This is a genomic window from Goekera deserti, assembly GCF_010685995.1.
GTDB classification, from domain to species: domain Bacteria; phylum Actinomycetota; class Actinomycetes; order Mycobacteriales; family Geodermatophilaceae; genus Goekera; species Goekera deserti.
In genome coordinates this window covers 59,554-76,782 of record NZ_JAAGWK010000018.1, presented here as the reverse complement: position 1 = coordinate 76,782, position 17,229 = coordinate 59,554, and the positions used below count along the sequence as shown (strand labels likewise).

At 75.3% G+C, this 17,229-nt stretch carries 16 protein-coding genes; 8 read left to right on the top strand and 8 right to left on the bottom strand.

The genetic code is table 11. From position 1 onward, the window contains the following. Nucleotides 1-42: 42 nt before the first annotated feature. From nth to G1H19_RS13000, 5 genes are read left to right on the top strand one after another with little or no spacing between them, the layout of a single operon-like run. Nucleotides 43-840, top strand: a complete 798-nt coding sequence (gene nth / locus G1H19_RS13020) for an endonuclease III (RefSeq protein WP_202925899.1) — start codon at nucleotides 43-45, stop codon at nucleotides 838-840. Continuing rightward, nucleotides 837-1,427 (top strand): TlpA family protein disulfide reductase, encoded by a 591-nt coding sequence (locus G1H19_RS13015; protein WP_162392947.1) that lies wholly within the window; start codon nucleotides 837-839, stop codon nucleotides 1,425-1,427. Before nth ends, G1H19_RS13015 begins: the two co-directional genes overlap by 4 nt. Continuing rightward, a complete protein-coding gene (locus G1H19_RS13010) occupies nucleotides 1,424-2,224 on the top strand; it encodes an NUDIX hydrolase (protein ID WP_235928118.1) in 801 nt (266 codons plus the stop codon). The genes G1H19_RS13015 and G1H19_RS13010 overlap by 4 nt, the downstream gene beginning before the upstream one ends. Further along, complete coding sequence (locus tag G1H19_RS13005) at nucleotides 2,221-2,679, top strand: plastocyanin/azurin family copper-binding protein (RefSeq protein WP_152729504.1); 459 nt, start codon at nucleotides 2,221-2,223, stop codon at nucleotides 2,677-2,679. The genes G1H19_RS13010 and G1H19_RS13005 overlap by 4 nt, the downstream gene beginning before the upstream one ends. A gap of 2 nt (nucleotides 2,680-2,681) precedes the next feature. After that, nucleotides 2,682-3,863: a MarP family serine protease gene (locus tag G1H19_RS13000; RefSeq protein ID WP_162392948.1), complete on the top strand. Its 1,182-nt coding sequence runs from the start codon at nucleotides 2,682-2,684 to the stop codon at nucleotides 3,861-3,863. Nucleotides 3,864-3,929: 66 nt separating this feature from the next. On the opposite strand, the gene G1H19_RS12995 is transcribed toward G1H19_RS13000, so the two are convergent. The 3 genes from G1H19_RS12995 to acs form a co-directional block, all read right to left on the bottom strand. Next, complete coding sequence (locus tag G1H19_RS12995; protein WP_162392949.1) at nucleotides 3,930-4,856, bottom strand: alpha/beta fold hydrolase; 927 nt, start codon at nucleotides 4,854-4,856, stop codon at nucleotides 3,930-3,932. Nucleotides 4,857-4,860: 4 nt separating this feature from the next. After that, nucleotides 4,861-5,364: a phage holin family protein gene (locus G1H19_RS12990; protein ID WP_162392950.1), complete on the bottom strand. Its 504-nt coding sequence runs from the start codon at nucleotides 5,362-5,364 to the stop codon at nucleotides 4,861-4,863. 198 nt (nucleotides 5,365-5,562) lie between these two features. Further along, entirely contained in the window at nucleotides 5,563-7,533 is a 1,971-nt protein-coding gene (gene acs / locus G1H19_RS12985; protein ID WP_152729506.1) for an acetate--CoA ligase, read from the bottom strand. A gap of 220 nt (nucleotides 7,534-7,753) precedes the next feature. Between acs and G1H19_RS12980 the strand changes: the two genes are divergently transcribed. Then, a complete protein-coding gene (locus G1H19_RS12980; protein ID WP_152729507.1) occupies nucleotides 7,754-9,397 on the top strand; it encodes a methyl-accepting chemotaxis protein in 1,644 nt (547 codons plus the stop codon). Between the two features lie 38 nt (nucleotides 9,398-9,435). Continuing rightward, entirely contained in the window at nucleotides 9,436-10,152 is a 717-nt protein-coding gene (locus G1H19_RS12975; protein WP_152729508.1) for a (2Fe-2S)-binding protein, read from the top strand. A gap of 39 nt (nucleotides 10,153-10,191) precedes the next feature. On the opposite strand, the gene hflX is transcribed toward G1H19_RS12975, so the two are convergent. After that, complete coding sequence (hflX, locus tag G1H19_RS12970) at nucleotides 10,192-11,382, bottom strand: GTPase HflX (RefSeq protein ID WP_152729509.1); 1,191 nt, start codon at nucleotides 11,380-11,382, stop codon at nucleotides 10,192-10,194. A gap of 639 nt (nucleotides 11,383-12,021) precedes the next feature. Here hflX and G1H19_RS12965 point away from each other — a divergent pair. Beyond that, nucleotides 12,022-13,686, top strand: coding sequence for a SpoIIE family protein phosphatase (locus G1H19_RS12965; protein ID WP_152729510.1), 1,665 nt, complete (start codon nucleotides 12,022-12,024; stop codon nucleotides 13,684-13,686). Between the two features lie 9 nt (nucleotides 13,687-13,695). Here the strand turns inward: G1H19_RS12965 and G1H19_RS23985 are convergent, their stop codons facing one another. From G1H19_RS23985 to G1H19_RS12945, 4 genes are all read right to left on the bottom strand, one after another. Beyond that, a complete protein-coding gene (locus tag G1H19_RS23985; protein WP_162392951.1) occupies nucleotides 13,696-13,989 on the bottom strand; it encodes a helix-turn-helix transcriptional regulator in 294 nt (97 codons plus the stop codon). Next, a complete protein-coding gene (locus tag G1H19_RS12955) occupies nucleotides 13,986-14,840 on the bottom strand; it encodes an ABC transporter permease (protein ID WP_162392952.1) in 855 nt (284 codons plus the stop codon). The genes G1H19_RS23985 and G1H19_RS12955 overlap by 4 nt, the downstream gene beginning before the upstream one ends. Beyond that, complete coding sequence (locus G1H19_RS12950) at nucleotides 14,837-15,763, bottom strand: ABC transporter ATP-binding protein (protein ID WP_152729511.1); 927 nt, start codon at nucleotides 15,761-15,763, stop codon at nucleotides 14,837-14,839. The genes G1H19_RS12955 and G1H19_RS12950 overlap by 4 nt, the downstream gene beginning before the upstream one ends. Nucleotides 15,764-15,897: 134 nt before the next feature. After that, a complete protein-coding gene (locus G1H19_RS12945; protein WP_162392953.1) occupies nucleotides 15,898-17,220 on the bottom strand; it encodes an alpha/beta hydrolase family protein in 1,323 nt (440 codons plus the stop codon). Between the last annotated feature and the right edge of the window lie 9 nt (nucleotides 17,221-17,229).

Here is a 17,229-nt window from a genome sequence, read left to right as displayed (position 1 = left end):
CACAGCGCCGGCTGTCAGGCCCCCCGGCCTACCCTCGTCCGCGTGTCACCGGCCCCGCTCCCCGCCTCCGTCCGACCCGCGCCCGTCCGCCGTCCGGCCCGGGGGGCGCAGCCCGGTGGGCAGCCGTACGACCCGGCCGAGTCGCCGCTGTCGCGCACCCGCCGGGCCCGCCGGATGGCGCGAGAGCTGGCCGACATCCACCCCGACGCGCACTGCGAGCTGGACTTCGCGACACCGCTGCAGCTCCTGGTGGCCACGGTGCTGTCCGCGCAGACCACCGACCGCACGGTCAACACGGTCACCCCGGCGCTGTTCGCCCGGTACCCCGACGCCGCGGCACTGGCCGGGGCCGACCGGGAGGAGCTGGAGGCGATCCTCAAGCCCACCGGCTTCTTCCGGGCCAAGGCCACCTCGGTGCTGGGCCTGGGGCGTGCGCTGGTCGAGCGCTTCGACGGCGAGGTGCCCGCCCGGATGGAGGACCTGGTGACCCTGCCCGGGGTGGGCAGGAAGACGGCCAACGTGGTGCTGGGCAATGCCTTCGGCGTGCCCGGGCTGACCGTGGACACGCACTTCGGCCGGCTGGTGCGCCGCTTCGGCTGGACGGCCGAGGAGGACCCGGTCAAGGTCGAGGCGGTGGTCGCCGAGCTGGTGCCGAAGAAGGAGTGGACCGACTTCTCCCACCGGGTGATCTTCCACGGCCGCCGGGTCTGCCACGCCAAGAAGGCGGCGTGCGGGGCCTGCGGGCTGGCCCGCTGGTGCCCCTCCTACGGCATCGGCCCCCGCGAGCCCGACACCGCCGCGGCACTGGTGAAGTCGCCGGCCGCCTCGGACACGGCGTGAGCCCCCGTCGCGCGGCTGCGCTGGCCCTGCCGGTCGCCCTCGCCCTGCTCGCCGGCTGCACGTCGTCCTCCGACGCCGAGCCGGACGGCCGGCTGTCCGCCCCGACCGCGGAGGTCGAGAACACCACGCTGGCCTGCCCGGGGCAGCCGGACGAGGCGGCCACCGGGCCCCAGGTGCTGCCCGCGCTGGCCTTCGACTGCCTGGGTGGTGGCTCGGTCGACTTCGGCCGTGCGCCGGGGGTGCCGACGGTGGTGAACATCTGGGCGAGCTGGTGCGGGCCGTGCCGGGAGGAGCTCCCGCTGATGCAGGGCGTGGCCGACCTGGGCGGTGACCGGCTGAACGTGCTCGGCGTGGTGAGCACGGACGGTCGCGCGCAGGCGACGTCCTTCGCGGCGGATGCCGGGGTCACCTTCCCGAGTGCCTTCGACGCGCAGGGCGACCTCGCCGCCGAGCTGGGGAAGCGGGCCCTGCCCGTCACCTACCTCGTCCGGGCCGACGGATCGGTGGCCCACACCCAGATCAAGCCCATCACCTCGGTCGACGAGCTCCGTCAGCTGGTCGCCACCCACCTCGGCGTGCAGCTGTGACCGGACCGGAGGCCGGGCCGGTGACCGGTCCGGACGGCGGCCCGGTCGACCTGACCGGCCTGCCGGCGTACCTGCAGCGCCTGGTGGCCTCGGCCGGGTCGCTGCCGCTGCGGCACCGCCGGGGCGACGCCACCGGGTCCGCCCGCCGCTCGGCGGTGCTCATCCTCTTCGGGCAGGGCCCGGCCGGGCCGGACGTGCTGCTCATCGAGAAGGCGGCGCTGCTGCGCCGGCACGCCGGCCAGCCGGCCTTCCCCGGCGGCGGGCACGACGAGGGTGAGGACTACCCGGTGGCCACGGCGCTGCGGGAGGCGCACGAGGAGGCCGGCGTCGAGCCGGCGTCGGTGCGGGTGCTGGCCACGCTGCCCGAGCTGTTCCTCGGCCCCTCGGACAACATGGTGGTGCCGGTCGTCGGCTGGTGGGACGACCCGCGCGAGGTCACGGTGGGCGACCCGCGCGAGGTGGCCCGGGTCGCCCGCGTGCCCCTCGCCGACCTGGTCGACCCGGCCAACCGGTTCCGGGTGCGGCACCCCTCGGGCTACGTCGGGCCGGCGTTCGGTGTCGCCGACATGGTGGTCTGGGGCTTCACCGCCGGGGTGCTGGACGCCGTCCTGGAGGCCTGCGGGCTGACCCGGCCGTGGGACGAGCGCGACGTGCGGCCGCTGGACGTGCCACCGGAGGCGGTCGGCCCCGCCGACCGCGAGGCGCCGGCCGTGGTCGAGGCGGACGGGAACCGCGGGGGCAGCGGAGTGTTCCGCCCCGTGGAGCCGGGCCCGGCGCGTACGGTCGACCGACGATGAGCACAGCAGCGCGGGGCCCGCGCGCCCGGAGGACGGCCGGCCTGCTCGCCGGGCTGGCGCTCGCCGTCTCGGTCCTGACCGGCTGCGGCGGGTCCGACGGCGGCGACGCGGACGCCACGAGCTCGGCCGCCCCCGGCACGGTCAGCGTGGCCGCCGACGGCGTGCAGGAGATCACGCTGACCACCGGGGACGACTACCGCTTCTCGCCGGCCACCTTCACCGTGGCGCCGGGGGAGGTGCGGCTCACCGTCGACAACACCGCCGACCAGTACACGCACAACTTCCTGTTCACGGCCGGGGCCGGGCCGGCGGACATCACCGAGGAGATCCCCGTGCTGGGCCCGGGTGAGAGCAAGACCATCACGTTCACCGTGCAGACCCCGGGCGACTACCCCTTCGAGTGCAGCTTCCACGTCGCGCTCGGGCAGGTCGGCACCATGACCGTCAGCGGCTAGGCGTGTCCCTCGTCGACGTCGCGCTGATCGCGCTGGCGCTGCTGTTCGCCCTGTCCGGCTTCCGGCAGGGCCTGGTCCGCTCGGCCGCCTCCTTCGTCGGGTTCTTCGGCGGCGCGGTGCTCGGCGCCCAGCTGTCCGGGCCGGTGGCCGCCCGGTTGGCCGACACCGCGCTGGCCCGGGTCTTCGTCGCCCTGGTGGTGGTGCTCGCCGGGGCGCTGCTCGGGCAGCTGCTGGCCGGGGTGGTCGGCCGGGCGGTGCGCCAGCGGATCACCTGGGAGCCGGCCGAGCTGGTCGACTCGGTGGCCGGTGCCGTGCTCTCCGCGGTGGCCGTGCTGCTGGTCGCGTGGATGGTGGCCACCCCGCTGGCCACCTCCGCCTACCCGGCGGTGGCCAGCTCCGTCCGCCAGTCCAGCCTGGTCCAGGCCGTCGACCGCACCGTGCCCCCGCCGGTGCGCTCGCTGTACGACTCGCTGCGGGAGGCGATCAACCGGCGTGGGCTGCCCGATGTGCTCGACCCGCTCACCCCGACCCAGGTGCGCGACGTGCCGGCGCCGGACCAGACGCTCACCAGCAGTCCGGTGGTCGGCCGGGTGCAGGGATCGGTGGTGCAGATCAGCGGGATCGCCACCTCCTGCTCGCGCCAGATCGACGGCTCGGGTTTCGTCTTCGCCCCCGAGCGGGTCATGACCAACGCGCACGTGCTGGCCGGCGTCACCGACCCGACGGTGACCGCGGAGGGCAAGCGCTACGACGCCGTCCCGGTGTACGTGGACGAGGAGACCGACGTGGCCGTCCTGGCGGTGCGCGGGCTGCCGCAGGTGCCGCTCACCTTCACCCCGCAGCCCACCGACGTCGGCGCGGACGCGATCATCATGGGCTACCCCGGCGGGGGCGGGCTGTACGTCGGCTCGGCGCGGGTGCGTGACCGCGGGGAGATCAGCGGGCCGGACTTCCGCTCCGAGGCCACCGTCGTGCGCGACGTGTACGCCCTCTACGGCCAGGTGCGCGCCGGCAACTCCGGGGGGCCGCTGCTGGCCACCGACGGCAGCGTGCTCGGCGTCGTCTTCGCCTCCGCGATCGACGACGAGAACACCGGCTACGCGCTCACCGACGCCGAGGTCGCCGACGCGGTCGCGGCCGGTGCCACCGCCACCCAGCGGGTGGACACCGGCGCCTGCGAATGAGGGACCTCCGCCACGATGGCCATCGTGGCGAGGGGTTCGTGTCGATCGTGGTGCCTTGCGCGGGGGTCAGCCGGCCCAGGCGGTGACGGCGGCGGTGACCGTGGCGGGCGACTCCTCGTGCGGGAAGTGGCCTACGTCGGGCAGCTCGCGCCACTCGTAGTCACCGGCCACGTAGCGGCCGGAGCCGCGCGCGGTGACCGGGAGCGTGCAGGTGTCCAGCGCGCCGTGCAGCTGCAGGGTGGGCGCGGTGATCGGCACGGCCATCCGGCGGGCGTAGCGCAACCCGTCGGGGCGCAGCTGGGAACGGCCGGCCCAGCGGTAGTACTCCATCGCCCCGTACGCGGCCTGCGGGATGCGGGCGGCGTCCCGGTAGCGGCCGACGGCCTCGGCGAAGTCCGCCGTCCGGGTCCAGTCCGGGCCCGACCAGCGGCGCATCAACTCGGCCACCGGGTCGTCGTCGGCGCGGGTCAGCCGGCGCTCGGGCAGCCGGGGCACCTGGAACCCGAGCATGTGCCGCCACGCGTGCCGCTGCCGCGGATCGGCCAGCCCGGCGCGCATCCGGCGCGGGTGGGGCGTGGACAGCACCACCAGCCGGCGCACCGACCGGGGGTGCAGGGCGGCCATCGTCCAGCCCAGCAGCCCGCCCCAGCCGTGCCCGACCACCACCGCGTCCTGCTCGCCCAGCGCGCGCACCAGCGCGGCGGCGTCGGCCGACAGGGTGGGCAGGTCGTAGCCACGCGGCGGCTTGTCGCTGGCGCCGTAGCCCCGCAGGTCCGGTGCGACCACCCGGAAGCCGGCCTCGGCGAGGCCGACCAGCTGGTGGCGCCAGGCCCACCAGAACTCCGGGAAGCCGTGCAGCAGCAGGACCAGCGGCCCCTCGCCCGCCTCGGCGGCGTGCAGCCGGACGCCGTGCGCCGACACGTCGACGTGCGACCACGGTCCGGGGAGCAGGACGCTCGTGGCGTCGGGGGGGCCGTCCGGGTGGACGGTCACGGACTCAGCGCAGACGTGCGTGCGGGTCGGCCTTCACCACGTGCCCGTCGGAGACGGTGGGCAGGTCGTGCTCGCGGCGGCCGGGGGCCTCGCGGCGGGCCAGCTCCGGCAGGTCCTTGAGCGTCTCGATGGTGCGTTCGGGCTTCTCGATCTTCTTGAGGAACCGGCGGCCCACCAGCGCGATGATGCCGGCGATCAGCAGCAGGCCCACCCACACGACCAGGTAGGAGATCCAGCGCTCCAGCCCCAGCCAGGTGAGGAACTCGGCCACCGCGATGACCAGGAAGAAGAACGAGAAGGCCACGATCACGCCGGCGGCGGCGAAGGCGGCCCCGCCGATGGCCGCCTTCTTCGCCGAGCTGGCGACCTCGGTCTTGGCCAGCTCGATCTCGCTGCGGATCAGCGTCGAGACGTCGGCCATCGCGCTCTGGGCCAGTGCGCCGATGGAGGGCTCGTGCCCGCCGACCGGCTGCCCGGACACCGGGCTGGTGGATGCGCTGTGGGCCACGGGTGGCTCTCCTCCTCTGTGCGTCCCGGGGCCCTCGGGGGCCCGGGCCGTGCTGCCCGTGCCGGCCCGGGCGCGGAGGCGCTGCCGGGGTGACATCGGGCGTGTCGTCCCCGTGATCGTGCCCCATCGGGGTGGGATCGGCTCGCGCTGGGCGGACCGGGGGGCTCCGACGGGTGACGGTGCCGGAGCCCCCCACGCTCACTCCGACGGCGTCCCGGGCAGCTTCGCGCCGATGAGGTCCATCACCGAGGAGTCGGTCAGCGTGGTCACGTCGCCCAGTTCGCGGTTCTCCGCGACGTCGCGCAGCAGCCGGCGCATGATCTTGCCCGAGCGGGTCTTCGGCAGCTCGGCGACGACCATGATCTGCCGGGGGCTGGCGATCGGCCCGATCTCCTTGCGCACGTGCTGGCGCAGCTCCGCCACCAGCTCGTCCCCGGAGTCGACGGCGTTGCCGCGCAGGATGACGAACGCGACGATGCCCTGCCCGGTGGTGGCGTCGGTGGCGCCCACGACCGCGGCCTCGGCGACCGTCGGGTGGCTGACCAGCGCCGACTCGACCTCGGTGGTGGAGATCCGGTGCCCGCTCACGTTCATCACGTCGTCGACCCGGCCCAGCAGCCAGATGTCGCCGTCCTCGTCGAGCTTGGCGCCGTCCCCGGCGAAGTAGACGGTCTTCCCGTAGCGGGACCAGTAGGTGTCCACGTAGCGGTCGTCGTCGCCCCAGATGGTGCGCAGCATCGACGGCCACGGCTCGGTGAGCACCAGGTACCCGGTGGCGCCGGGCTCGATCGGCTCGCCGGCCTCGTCCACGACCCGCGCGCTGATCCCGGGCAGGGGCACCTGCGCCGAGCCGGGCTTGGTCGCGGTGACCCCCGGCAGCGGGGTGATCATGTGGCCACCGGTCTCGGTCTGCCACCAGGTGTCCACGACCGGGCAGCGACCGCCGCCGATGTTCGCGTGGTACCAGAGCCACGCCTCCGGGTTGATCGGCTCGCCGACCGAGCCGAGCAGCCGCAGCGAGCTCAGGTCGAACCCGGCCGGGACGTCGTCGCCCCACTTCATGAACGTGCGGATCGTGGTCGGCGCGGTGTAGAGGACCGTGACGCCGTACTCCTGCACGATCTCCCACCAGCGCCCGCGGTGCGGCGTCTCCGGGGTGCCCTCGTACATCACCGAGGTGGCCCGGTTGGCCAGCGGGCCGTAGACGATGTAGCTGTGGCCGGTGACCCAGCCGACGTCGGCCGCCGTCCAGTAGACGTCGGTGTCGGGCTTGAGGTCGAACACGGCGTGGTGGCTCCACGCGACCTGGGTGAGGTAGCCGCCGGAGGTGTGCAGGATGCCCTTGGGCTTCGCCGTCGTGCCCGAGGTGTACATGATGTAGAGCGGGTGCTCGGCGTCGAAGGCCTGCGCCGCGTGCGTGGTCGGCTGGGCGTCGACCAGCTCGTGCCACCAGACGTCGCGGCCCTCGGTCCACTCCACGTCGCCGCCGGTGCGCCGCACGACCAGCACCGAGCGGACGGCGTCCCCGAGCTTGGTGAGCGCCTCGTCCACGGCCGGCTTCAGCGCGCTGGGCGCCCCGCGCCGGTAGCCGCCGTCGGCGGTGACCACGACCTTCGCGTCCGCGTCGGTGATCCGGCTGGCCAGGGCGTCGGAGGAGAAGCCGCCGAACACGACCATGTGCACCGCGCCGATCCGCGCGCAGGCCAGCATCGTGACCACCGCCTCGGGGATCATCGGCAGGTAGACCGCGACCCGGTCACCGGCCTGCACGCCGAGGGAGGTCAGCGCGTTCGCGGCCTGGCAGACGGCGTCCTGCAGCTGGGCGTAGGTGATCGTCCGGGTGTCGCCCGGCTCGCCGACCCAGTGGTAGGCGACCTGCTCGCCGTGCCCGGCGGCGACGTGCCGGTCGACGCAGTTCACCGCCACGTTGAGCTTCCCGCCGACGAACCACTTCGCGAACGGCGGGTTGCTCCAGTCGAGCACCTCGTCCCACTGCTGGGCCCACTCCAGCCGGCGGGCGGCGTCGGCCCAGAAGCCGAGCCGGTCGGCGGCGGCGCGCTCGTAGGCGTCCGCCCCGACGTTCGCGGCCTCGGCCAGCGCCGTCGGCGGGGGGAAGGTGTCCCCGCCGGGCAGTGGGCTCGTCGAGCCCCGGCCCTGTGTGTCGCTCATGCGTCCTCCCTCTGCGTCGACGGCCGCCGGCCGCGGGCTCAGCGCTGAACCCGGAGACCCCAACGTAGTGGTGCGGGGTGATCCTCCTCTCGTCGAGCGGACCTGTGCGGTCCTGCTCCACGGCGGCCGGCAGCGTGCTTCGGCGCGATTCCGACTCGCATCTGCCGATCAAGAAGGCACGCGCCGCCGTACGGCGGGCACACGACCGATGGGCAGGACGATGACGACGCATCTCGACGCAGCAGGCTCCCGCGGCACGACGGGGCGCTCCCCGTCACGGCTGCTGCCCACCAGCTGGCCGCTACGCCTGCGGCTGCTGGTGGCCATCGCCCTGGTCGGGGTCACCACCCTGGTCGCCGGAGCGGTCGGCGTCATGCGGATGAGCGAGCTGGACCGGCAGGCGCAGAACGTCTACGCCGAGGGCGCGGTGCCGATGGACCTGGTGCGCAGCATCCAGACCAACTGGTACCGCGGGATCGTCGGCTCGACGCGCGCCCTGCTGCCCGGCACCAGCGCGGAGTTCAACGCCGCGGCCAAGCAGACGGCCGTGGACTCCGTGGCCCGGATGGAGGAGCTCGCCGCCGAGGTCAACCGGATCGGCCTGGAGGGCGAGGCGGCCGACCGGTTCGCCGAGTACGAGGTCGCGGTGGCGGACTTCCTGGCCAAGCAGACGGCGATCGTGACCGCCGTCGCCACCGGTGACCTGGTCAGCGCCGGCCAGCAGCTGCCCGCGTTCAACGCCGCCGAGGCGGCCACCACCGCGCTGCTGGAGGAGGCCACCGCGGCCCAGGCCGAGCGCACGACGGAGATCGCCGCGGAGGCGACCCGCGCCTACGAGAGCGCCCGCACGGTGCTGATCGTCGTGGTGGCGATCGGCCTGCTGGTGGCGGCCCTGCTGTCGCTGCTGGCGGCGCGCAGCGTGACCCGCCCGGTGCAGTCGATGCGCGACGTCCTGGGTCGGGCCGCCGCCGGCGACCTCACCGCGCGCGTCGTCGTCACCGGTGACGACGAGCTGACCGCGGCCGGCCACTCCCTCAACACCACGCTGGACCAGCTCGGGGGCGTTCTGCGGCTGGTCCGGGACTCCGCGTCCGGCCTGGCCGAGGCGTCGGCGGTCGCGGAGGCCACCGCCGAGGCGGTCAGCGAGAACGCCGCCCAGGCGGCGCGGCAGGCGGAGTCCATCCAGACGGCCGCCGGCGAGGTGGCGATGAGCATCGACACCGTCTCGGCCGGGTCCAACGAGATGGAGGGCGCGATCCGCGAGATCGCGACGAACGCCACGCAGGCCGCCGACGTGGCCCGCCGCGCGGTGGACGTGGCCCGGACGACGACGGACACGGTCGGTGCGCTGGGCGAGTCCTCCGAGCAGATCGCCACGGTCATCAAGGTGATCACCGCGATCGCGGAGCAGACGAACCTGCTGGCGCTGAACGCCACCATCGAGGCGGCCCGGGCCGGGGAGATGGGCAAGGGCTTCGCGGTGGTGGCCACCGAGGTGAAGGAGCTGGCGCAGGAGACCGCGCGGGCCACCGAGGACATCTCCGGCCGGGTCCAGGGCATCCAGCAGGACACCACCCGCGCGGTGGCCGCGATCGGTGAGATCAGCGCGGTCATCGGTGAGATCAACGACTTCCAGGCCTCGATCGCGGCGGCGGTGGAGGAGCAGACCGCCACCACCAACGAGATGAACCGCAACGTCGCCGAGGCGGCGAGCGGGTCCCGGTCCATCGCCGACGGCGTCTCGGGCCTGGCCGGCAACGCATCGACGACCCACGCGCAGGTGGCGCAGGCCCGGGCCGGCTCGGCCGAGCTCGCCCGGATGGGCGTCGAGCTGCAGCGCGCCGTGGCCGGCTTCAGCCTCTGACCGGTCGCGTCCTCCCCGCCCCGGGGAGGATGCACGGCATGGACGACGGCGCGCAGGCCACCGTGTCGGCGCGGGTGCCCGGGGCCGGCGCGCTCGGGCTGGTCGCGCCGCCGTCCGGGGTGACCGTGCCCGGTGCGCAGCTCGCCGACCCGGCCTGGACGGCGAGCGTGCTCGACGACCGGGCCCGCCGCCAGCGCACCGGTGACCGGCGGGTGCTGGGCACGCTGTGGTGGTACTCGCTCTCCTCGGTGCTGCTGACCCCGACGCTGGCCGGGCTGCTCACCGGCCGCCCGCTGTCCCCACGGCTGGCGGACACGCAGGTGCACCTCATCGCCGGGCACGTCCCGGTCGCGGCCACCACCGCTGCCGCGGCCGGCGACGTGCTCGCCGGCCTGCGGGACACCCTGGAGCAGGTGACCGCCGTGGTCGCCGAGGCCGGCCGGGTGCGCGAGCGGCCGCTGCAGGCGGTGAGCACCGACTCGCTGGCCAACCGGCTGCTCGCGCTCGGCCGGGCCCTGGGCGACGTCCCGGGTGCCACGGCGCTGGCCGGGCCGCTGGCCACCGCCCTCGGACTGCCGGCGCCCCGGTACGCCGACGTGGACCGGCGCCGGTTCACCCGGCGGGCCTCCTGCTGCCTGGCCTACCGCGTGCCCGGCGACGTGCTCTGCACCTCGTGCCCACGCCGCCCCCCGGTCGAGCGCCGGGTCCTGCTGGAGGACACCGCCGCCCGCCTGCCCCCCGACCTGCCGGGCTGACCCGTCCCAGGGGGACGGCCGCCGCGGGCCGGGGCCCGGTCAGCGGGTGGGGTGCCGGGCGAGGGCGGTGGCGACGGCGGCCCGCAGGTCGTCGATGCCCTCGCCGGTCTCGGCGGAGACCGGCACCGCCGTCGGGTAGGCCGAGCGCAGGGCGGTGACCCACTCCGGCGGGGCGACGTCGACCTTGTTCAGCGCCAGCAGCTCCGGGTTGTCGCGGGCGCCGATCTCGTAGAGCACGCCGCGCACGGTCGTCACCTGGTCCATGGCGTCCGGGGCGGAGGCGTCGACCACGTGCAGCACCAGGTCGGCCTGCACCACCTCCTCCAGGGTGGGGCGGAACGCGTCGACCAGCTGGTGCGGCAGGTGCCGGACGAACCCGACCGTGTCGGTCACGGTGTAGCCGGTGCCGCCCGGGTCGAGCACCCGCCGCACGGCCGGGTCGAGCGTGGCGAACAGCGCGTCGCGCACCAGCACGTCGGCCCCGGTGAGCCGGTTGAGCAGCGCGGACTTGCCCGCGTTGGTGTACCCGGTCAGCGCGACCGACGGCACCCGGTTGATCCGCCGCCGGGTGCGGGTGCGCTCGCGCCGCTGGGCGGTCTCCTGCACCTGCCGGCGCAGCAGGGTCATCCGGCGGCGCAGGGTGCGCCGCTCGGTCTCCAGCCGCATCTCACCCGCCCCCCGGACGCCGGTGCCCACCCCGCCCGCCGAGCGGCCGCCGCCGACCCGGGACATCTCCCGGCCCTGGCCGCGCAACCGGGGCAGCTGGTAGGCCAGCTGGGCCAGCTCGACCTGGGCCCGGCCCTCGCGGCTGCGCGCGTGCTGGGCGAAGACGTCGAGGATCAGCGCCGTCCGGTCGACCACCCGGGCGCCCACCCTGTCCTCCAGCGTGCGCACCTGGCCGGGTGTCAGCTCGCCGTCGGCGATGACCACCTGGGCGTCCCGGTCGCGCACCAGCTCGGTCAGCTCGCCCACCTTGCCCGAGCCGAGGTACGTGGCCGGGTCGGGGTGGGCGCGGGTCTGCACCAGCCGCCCGACCACGTCGACCCCGTCGGTGTCGGCCAGGCGCTCCAGCTCGTCCAGCGGGTCCAGCCCGCTCTCGTCCCCGGCGCGCAGCCGCAGCAGGACCGCGCGCGGGCGGTCCGCGTCGTCGTCCGGGCGGCTCCGGACCGGCCCCGGGGTGGGACCCTGGGGGCCGGCGGTGACGTCGCCCATCAACCACGTTCCTGGCATCTGTGCTCCTGGTGCTCCGGGCCCGGCGGCGCGGGCGCGCCGGGGGTCGAGGTGGCTGTGCTCGCGCACCCGGCGCCCGGCCCGTGCCCCCCGACGCTCCCCAGCAGGGTCAGGGTGTCCCGACACGGGCCCCGCGCGCCACCCGGGGGGCGGCGACACCGCGACGCCCGCGACGGGCAGGCCGGACGACGGCCGGCGGGTGGCCGAGGCGCGGCCGCCGGCCGCGCTGCCCCTGGGCGGCACGTCCGCCGACCGGCAGTGCTCGATCACCGACGTCGACGCGGCGGCCGAGCGGGTCGACGGGCAGACCCGCGAGCAGTTGGTCGGCGCGTCCCACGGGGGCAGCCTCCCGGCGAACCGGGACGGCCAGTTCGGGCACGTGTACCGCCGGCTGATGGTGACCGGGCACCCCGAGTCGGTCGAGTCGTGCTGCCCGGAGCCGCTCGACCGCTGGTCCGAGGCGCTCGCCACCCCGACGAGCAGGGTTATGCGGGGCCGTGGCCCGCTACGCCGCGCAGCGCATCCCGGCGGTGGCGCCCGGCTCGCCGCCGGCCCGCCGTCCCGGTCGCGGTGCGGCTGCGCTGACCCGGGCGCCCGGCGGGGCCCCGTGCCAGGTGCCGGGTGGGAGGATCCCGTCCGATGACCACCTCCACCGGCGACCGGCCGCCCCCGCCGGACCTCACCGAGGCGCAACTGGGGCTCGCGCTGGAGGCTGCCCAGCTGGGGCTGTGGGACTGGGACGTGGTGACCGGCCGGCTGGTGTGGAGCGAGCGCAGTTTGGAGATGTTCGGGGTGCCGCTCGAGCAGCGCACCGGCTCGGTGACCGACATCGAGGCGCCGATCCACCCCGACGACCTGCCGGCCGTGCAGGGCGCCCTGGAGCAGGCGGTCGCCACCGCGGGCGTCGTCGACGTCGAGTTCCGGACCGTGTGGCCGGACGGGTCGGTGCACTGGGTGCACGCCCGGGGCCGGGCCCTGGTCGACGGGGCCGGGCACGTGTGGCGGGTGATCGGCACCAACGACGATGTGACGGCGCTGCGCGCGGCCGAGCAGGAACGCGCCCGGGACGCCGCCCGGATGGCCGGCCTGGTCGGGGTGGCCCAGGCCCTGGGCGACGCGCAGGACGAGCTGGAGGTGCTCCAGGTGGTCGCCGAGCGCGGCGTCCGGCTGATGGGCGCCGACGGGGCCGTGCTCGGTCTGCTCGCCGACGACGGCCGCCGGGTGCGCGCGCTGACCAGCGGGCAGCTGGCGGAGGACGTCCGCGCCGAGGTCGCCGAGATGCCGGTGGGCGTGCCGGTGCCGCTGGTGGTCACCGCGGTGACCGGGGAGGCGGTGTTCTTCGGCGACCGGGCCGCGCTCGCCGAGCGGTACCCGGGCGCGGTGGAGCTGTACGAGCGGGCCCGCACCCAGGCCTCGGCGACGGTGCCGCTGCTGGCCCGCGGGCGCGTCGTCGGTGCGCTGGGGGTGGCCTTCCGCGGGCCGCGCACCTGGCGGCCGGCCGACCGGGAACTGCTGGAGACCTTCGCGGCCCTCACCGCCCAGGCGGTCGAGCGGATCCGGGCGCGCGAGGCGGAGCGGGCGGCGACCCGGGCGGGCCAGCGGCTCTCGGAGATGCTGCAGCGCAGCCTGCTCACCGACCCGCCGGAGCCGAACGACCTGCGCATCGCGGTGCGCTACCAGCCGGCGACCCGGGAGGCCCAGGTCGGCGGTGACTGGTACGACGCGTTCCTGAGCAGCGGTGGGACGACGCTGGTGATCGGCGACGTGGCCGGGCACGACCGCACCGCGACCGCCGGCATGGCGCAGGTGCGCAACGTGCTGCGCGGGGTCGCGCAGACCGTCGGCGAGCCGCCCGGCGCGGTGCTCGGCGCACTGGACCGCGCCCTGCAGCAGCTGCGGGTGCCGACGCTGACCACCGCGGTGATCTGCCAGCTGGACGGGCCGGGGCCCGGTGGCGGCCGGCTGCTGCGCTGGTCGAACGCCGGGCACCCGCCGCCGCTGGTGCTGCATCCCGACGGCACCACCGAGCTGCTCTGGCGGAGACCGGACCTGCTGCTCGGCGTCGACCCGGCTGCCGGCCGCGCGGACCACGAGCTGGTGCTGGAGCCCGGTGCGACGCTGGTGCTGTACACCGACGGGCTCGTGGAGCGCCGCGGCGAGTCGCTGGACGACGCGTTCGAGCGGCTGCGGCTCGCGGCCGCCGGGCTGCACGACCTGCCGACCGAGCAGGTCTGCGACGTCCTGCTCGGCCGGCTCGGCTCCGACGCCGAGGACGACGTCGCGCTGCTGGTGCTGCGCCCGTGACCTGCGCGCTCAGCCCGGCCGGGGCGCGCGCCCGACGTCGCTGATCCGCGGGAACGGGCTGGTGGAGAAGACCACCTCGACCGGCACCCGGAAGAAGGCGGCGATCCGCAGGGCCAGGTGCAGGCTCGGGTTGTACTCGCCGCGCTCCAGGTAGCCGACGGTCTGGTAGTGCACCCCCAGCGCGTCGGCCAGCTCGCGCCGGGTCACCTGCTGCTCGGCCCGGAGCTGGGCGATCCGGTTGTGCACGGCGTCGGACGGGCGGTCGCTCCCGGAGCGTGGTCCCCCGGCCGGCGCACCGCTCACCTGACCCACTGGGCCGCCGACTCCCGGGCCGCAGCGACCTGCGAGCCCGACTGCCGGCGGGCCATCCGGGCGAGGACCCGCGGCGCGGCGACGAGCCCGACGACCGCCCAGGCCAGCAGCACCAGCGCCACCTGCCCGGTGCGCCAGGAGTCGCCCAGCTCCGCTGCCGCGGCCTCCGCGGGCAGGAAGGCCGAGCGCATGCCCAGCCCGATCCAGTAGACCGGGAAGACCTGGGCGAGCACCTGCACCCAGCCCCACAGCGCCTGCACCGGGTAGAAGACGCCGGAGACCGCCGTGACCAGCAGCACCGGCAGCATGCCCCAGGTGCCCACCTTCTGCGTGCTGGGCACCACGGCGCCGAGCACCATGCCCAGCGGCAGGGTCGCGGCCAGCGCCAGCAGGGTCACCCAGGCGACGGTCAGCCAGCCCACGGCGCCGCGCTGCATGAGGCCGTCGAACAGCAGGAACCCGGGCACCAGCAGGACCAGGAAGGTGGGGAACATGCCGAGGGAGTGGTAGACCAGCTGCCCGGTGACGTAGCCGCGCATGCCGTGCGGCAGCGCCTTGTGCCGCAGCAGCGTCCCGTCCTCGCGCTCCATGGCCAGCGAGAACGCCGGGCCGATGATCACGCCGAACGCGAGCAGGGCACCGAGCACGCCGGGCAGCGCGACGGTGGGCGTGAGCAGGCCGGTGCCCGCCACCTCCTCCTCCCGGTTGAACCACAGCCAGGCCAGCGTGCCGACGCCGGTGAACAGGTAGAAGCCCTGGTCCTGCGGGCTGCGCAGGCTGAACACGAACTCCGTCCAGCCCCGGCGTGCGCCGCGGCCGACGGCCATCCGGGTGGCGTTCACGACGCCACCACCGCGAGCTCGGGCACCGACCCGGACCCGGCCTCGTGCCGGGCGACCATGGCGAGGTAGGTGTCCTCCAGGCTGGGCCGGGTCACCTCCAGGTCGGTGACCTCCTCGCCGTACTGCTCGAACAGCCCGCGGACGAACGGTGTCGGCTCCGCGGTCGCGTGCACGAAGCGCTCCCCGCCGCGGGTCCAGCGGACCTCGCCGGTGCCGGCGACCTGCCGGGTGAGCTCGTCGGCGCTGCCGTCGGCGACGATCCGCCCACCGGCCAGGATCAGGATCCGGTCGGCCAGCTTCTCCGCCTCGGTCAGGTCGTGGGTGGTGAGCAGCACGGTGGTGCCCTCCAGGTCCGACAGCCGGTGCACCAGGTCGTGGAAGTCGCGCCGGGCCTCCGGGTCGAAGCCGGCCGTGGGCTCGTCCAGGAACAGCAGCTCGGGGCGGCCCACGATGCCCACGGCGACGTCGAGCCGGCGCCGCTGGCCACCGGACAGGGTGAGCACCTTGCGGTCGGCGTGTGCCGTCAGCCCGACGGTGTCCAGCAGCCAGTCGACGTCGTAGGGCCGCGGGACGCCGGGCCCGGCATAGGGGACGTAGTAGCTGCCCAGGTAGCCGAGCAGCTGCCGCGGGGTCCACCGGGCGTGGTCCCGCCAGGACTGCAGCACCACCCCGACCCGTGCCCGCCAGGCGTCGTCGCCATGGGCGGGGTCGGCACCGAGGACGTCGACCGATCCGCCGGAGCGCAGCCGGAAGCCCTCCAGCACCTCGATCGTGGTGGTCTTGCCGGCCCCGTTCGGGCCGAGCAGGCAGACCACCTCACCGGGCCGGACGTCGAAGTCCACGCCGCCCAGCACCTGGTGGGTGCCGTACCTCATCTGCAGGTCGCGGACCGCGACCACCGGACCGTCGTGCGCAGGACGCATCGTGACACCGCTCCTCGGAAGACCCCTATCGATGCCCCGAGACAGTAGACCTGCTACATCCGTAGTACCAGTGCTCTCTCACCGGACGACGACGGGAGCCGGTCGGACGCTGCCGACCGGCCCCCATCGGTGCCTCAGACCGGGGTGCAGTCCTGGGTGTCGAACGCGCGCTGCGGCACGGTGAACCGGCAGCCGAAGCGCGGGTCGGCGACCGCGGCCGGGTCGAGCACGTCGTCGCCCTCGGGCCGCACGCCCTGCTCCACCCACGTGACCAGGTCGCCGAAGGCCTGCTGGTACTCCTCGGCGCTGAAGTCGCAGTGCGCCACGCCGCGGACGGCCCGCTGCACCAGCAGGTCGCGGGTGCCGTGGAGGACGGCGTCCCGGGCGTAGTCCTGCTCCATGCTGAACGGCACGAACAGGTCACCGAGGTCGTGCATGGTCAGCACCGGGATCTCGAAGGTCCCGTCGATGGTGGGCACGCCGGCCAGGCCCTCCGGGGCCGGGGTGGCCTCCACCCGCAGCACGTCGGCGTTGAGCTGCTGCTCGGCCGGGCTGACCGCCGGGTCGGCGTCCAGCTGGTAGACGGTGTCGGCGTTGCCGCCGACCGTGCCCGCCTCCTCGCCCTGGCCGGGGTCGGCCGGGAACACGGTGAACAGGAACTCCGCGAACTCGTCGAACCCGGCCTCGAACAGCGGCCGCTCGCCGCCGGTGCGCAGCTCGGTCAGCGCCGCGAGCTGCTCGCCCACCGGCGTCAGCTGACCGGGGTAGGGCGTGCCGAGGGCGGCCTCGACGGTGAGCGCGGTGGTGTCCAGGTAGTCCCGCGGCGCGGGGTACACCGGCTCGACACCGGTGAGTGCCTGCGCCGCGAGGTTGTAGTCGAGGAACGTGTCGAACAGCCGCCGGTCGCCCATGACGCCGCAGACCGGCAGGGCGCCGTCCCAGGTGTCCGGGAACTGCTCGATGCTCACCCCGGTGACGTGCCCGCCCATCGAGGCCCCGGCCAGGTAGCGGCGCTCGGGCACGCCCACGGTCTCGTCGAAGAAGTCCACCAGCTCCTGCGTGCTCCGCACGCCGGAGACGACGTCGTAGCCGTTGGCGTCGTAGCTGGACGCCGTCCAGGCGTAGCCCTCGGCGATCAGCTGCTCCCGCAGCCCGGCCGGCGGGTTGTCCACGGTGAGCTCCGGACCGGTGCCGCGGTAGCCGTGCGCCCACACCAGCAGGTCGCCGTTCCACTGTGCGGGCACCTCGATGCGGTAGCCGGCGTCGTCCAGCACGCCCCAGGAGGCGATGGCCCCGGGCAGCGGCTCGAACGGCAGCCCCTCCTCGTCGACGACGTAGTCGTCCGCGGGCGGTGCCGGTGGCTCCGGTGGCGTGTGCGCCGAGGCCGGGCTGACGAGCACGGTGCCGGCGAGGGCGAGCGCGAGGGGGGTGAGCAGCAGGCGGGTGGGACGGGGCACGCGGTCCTC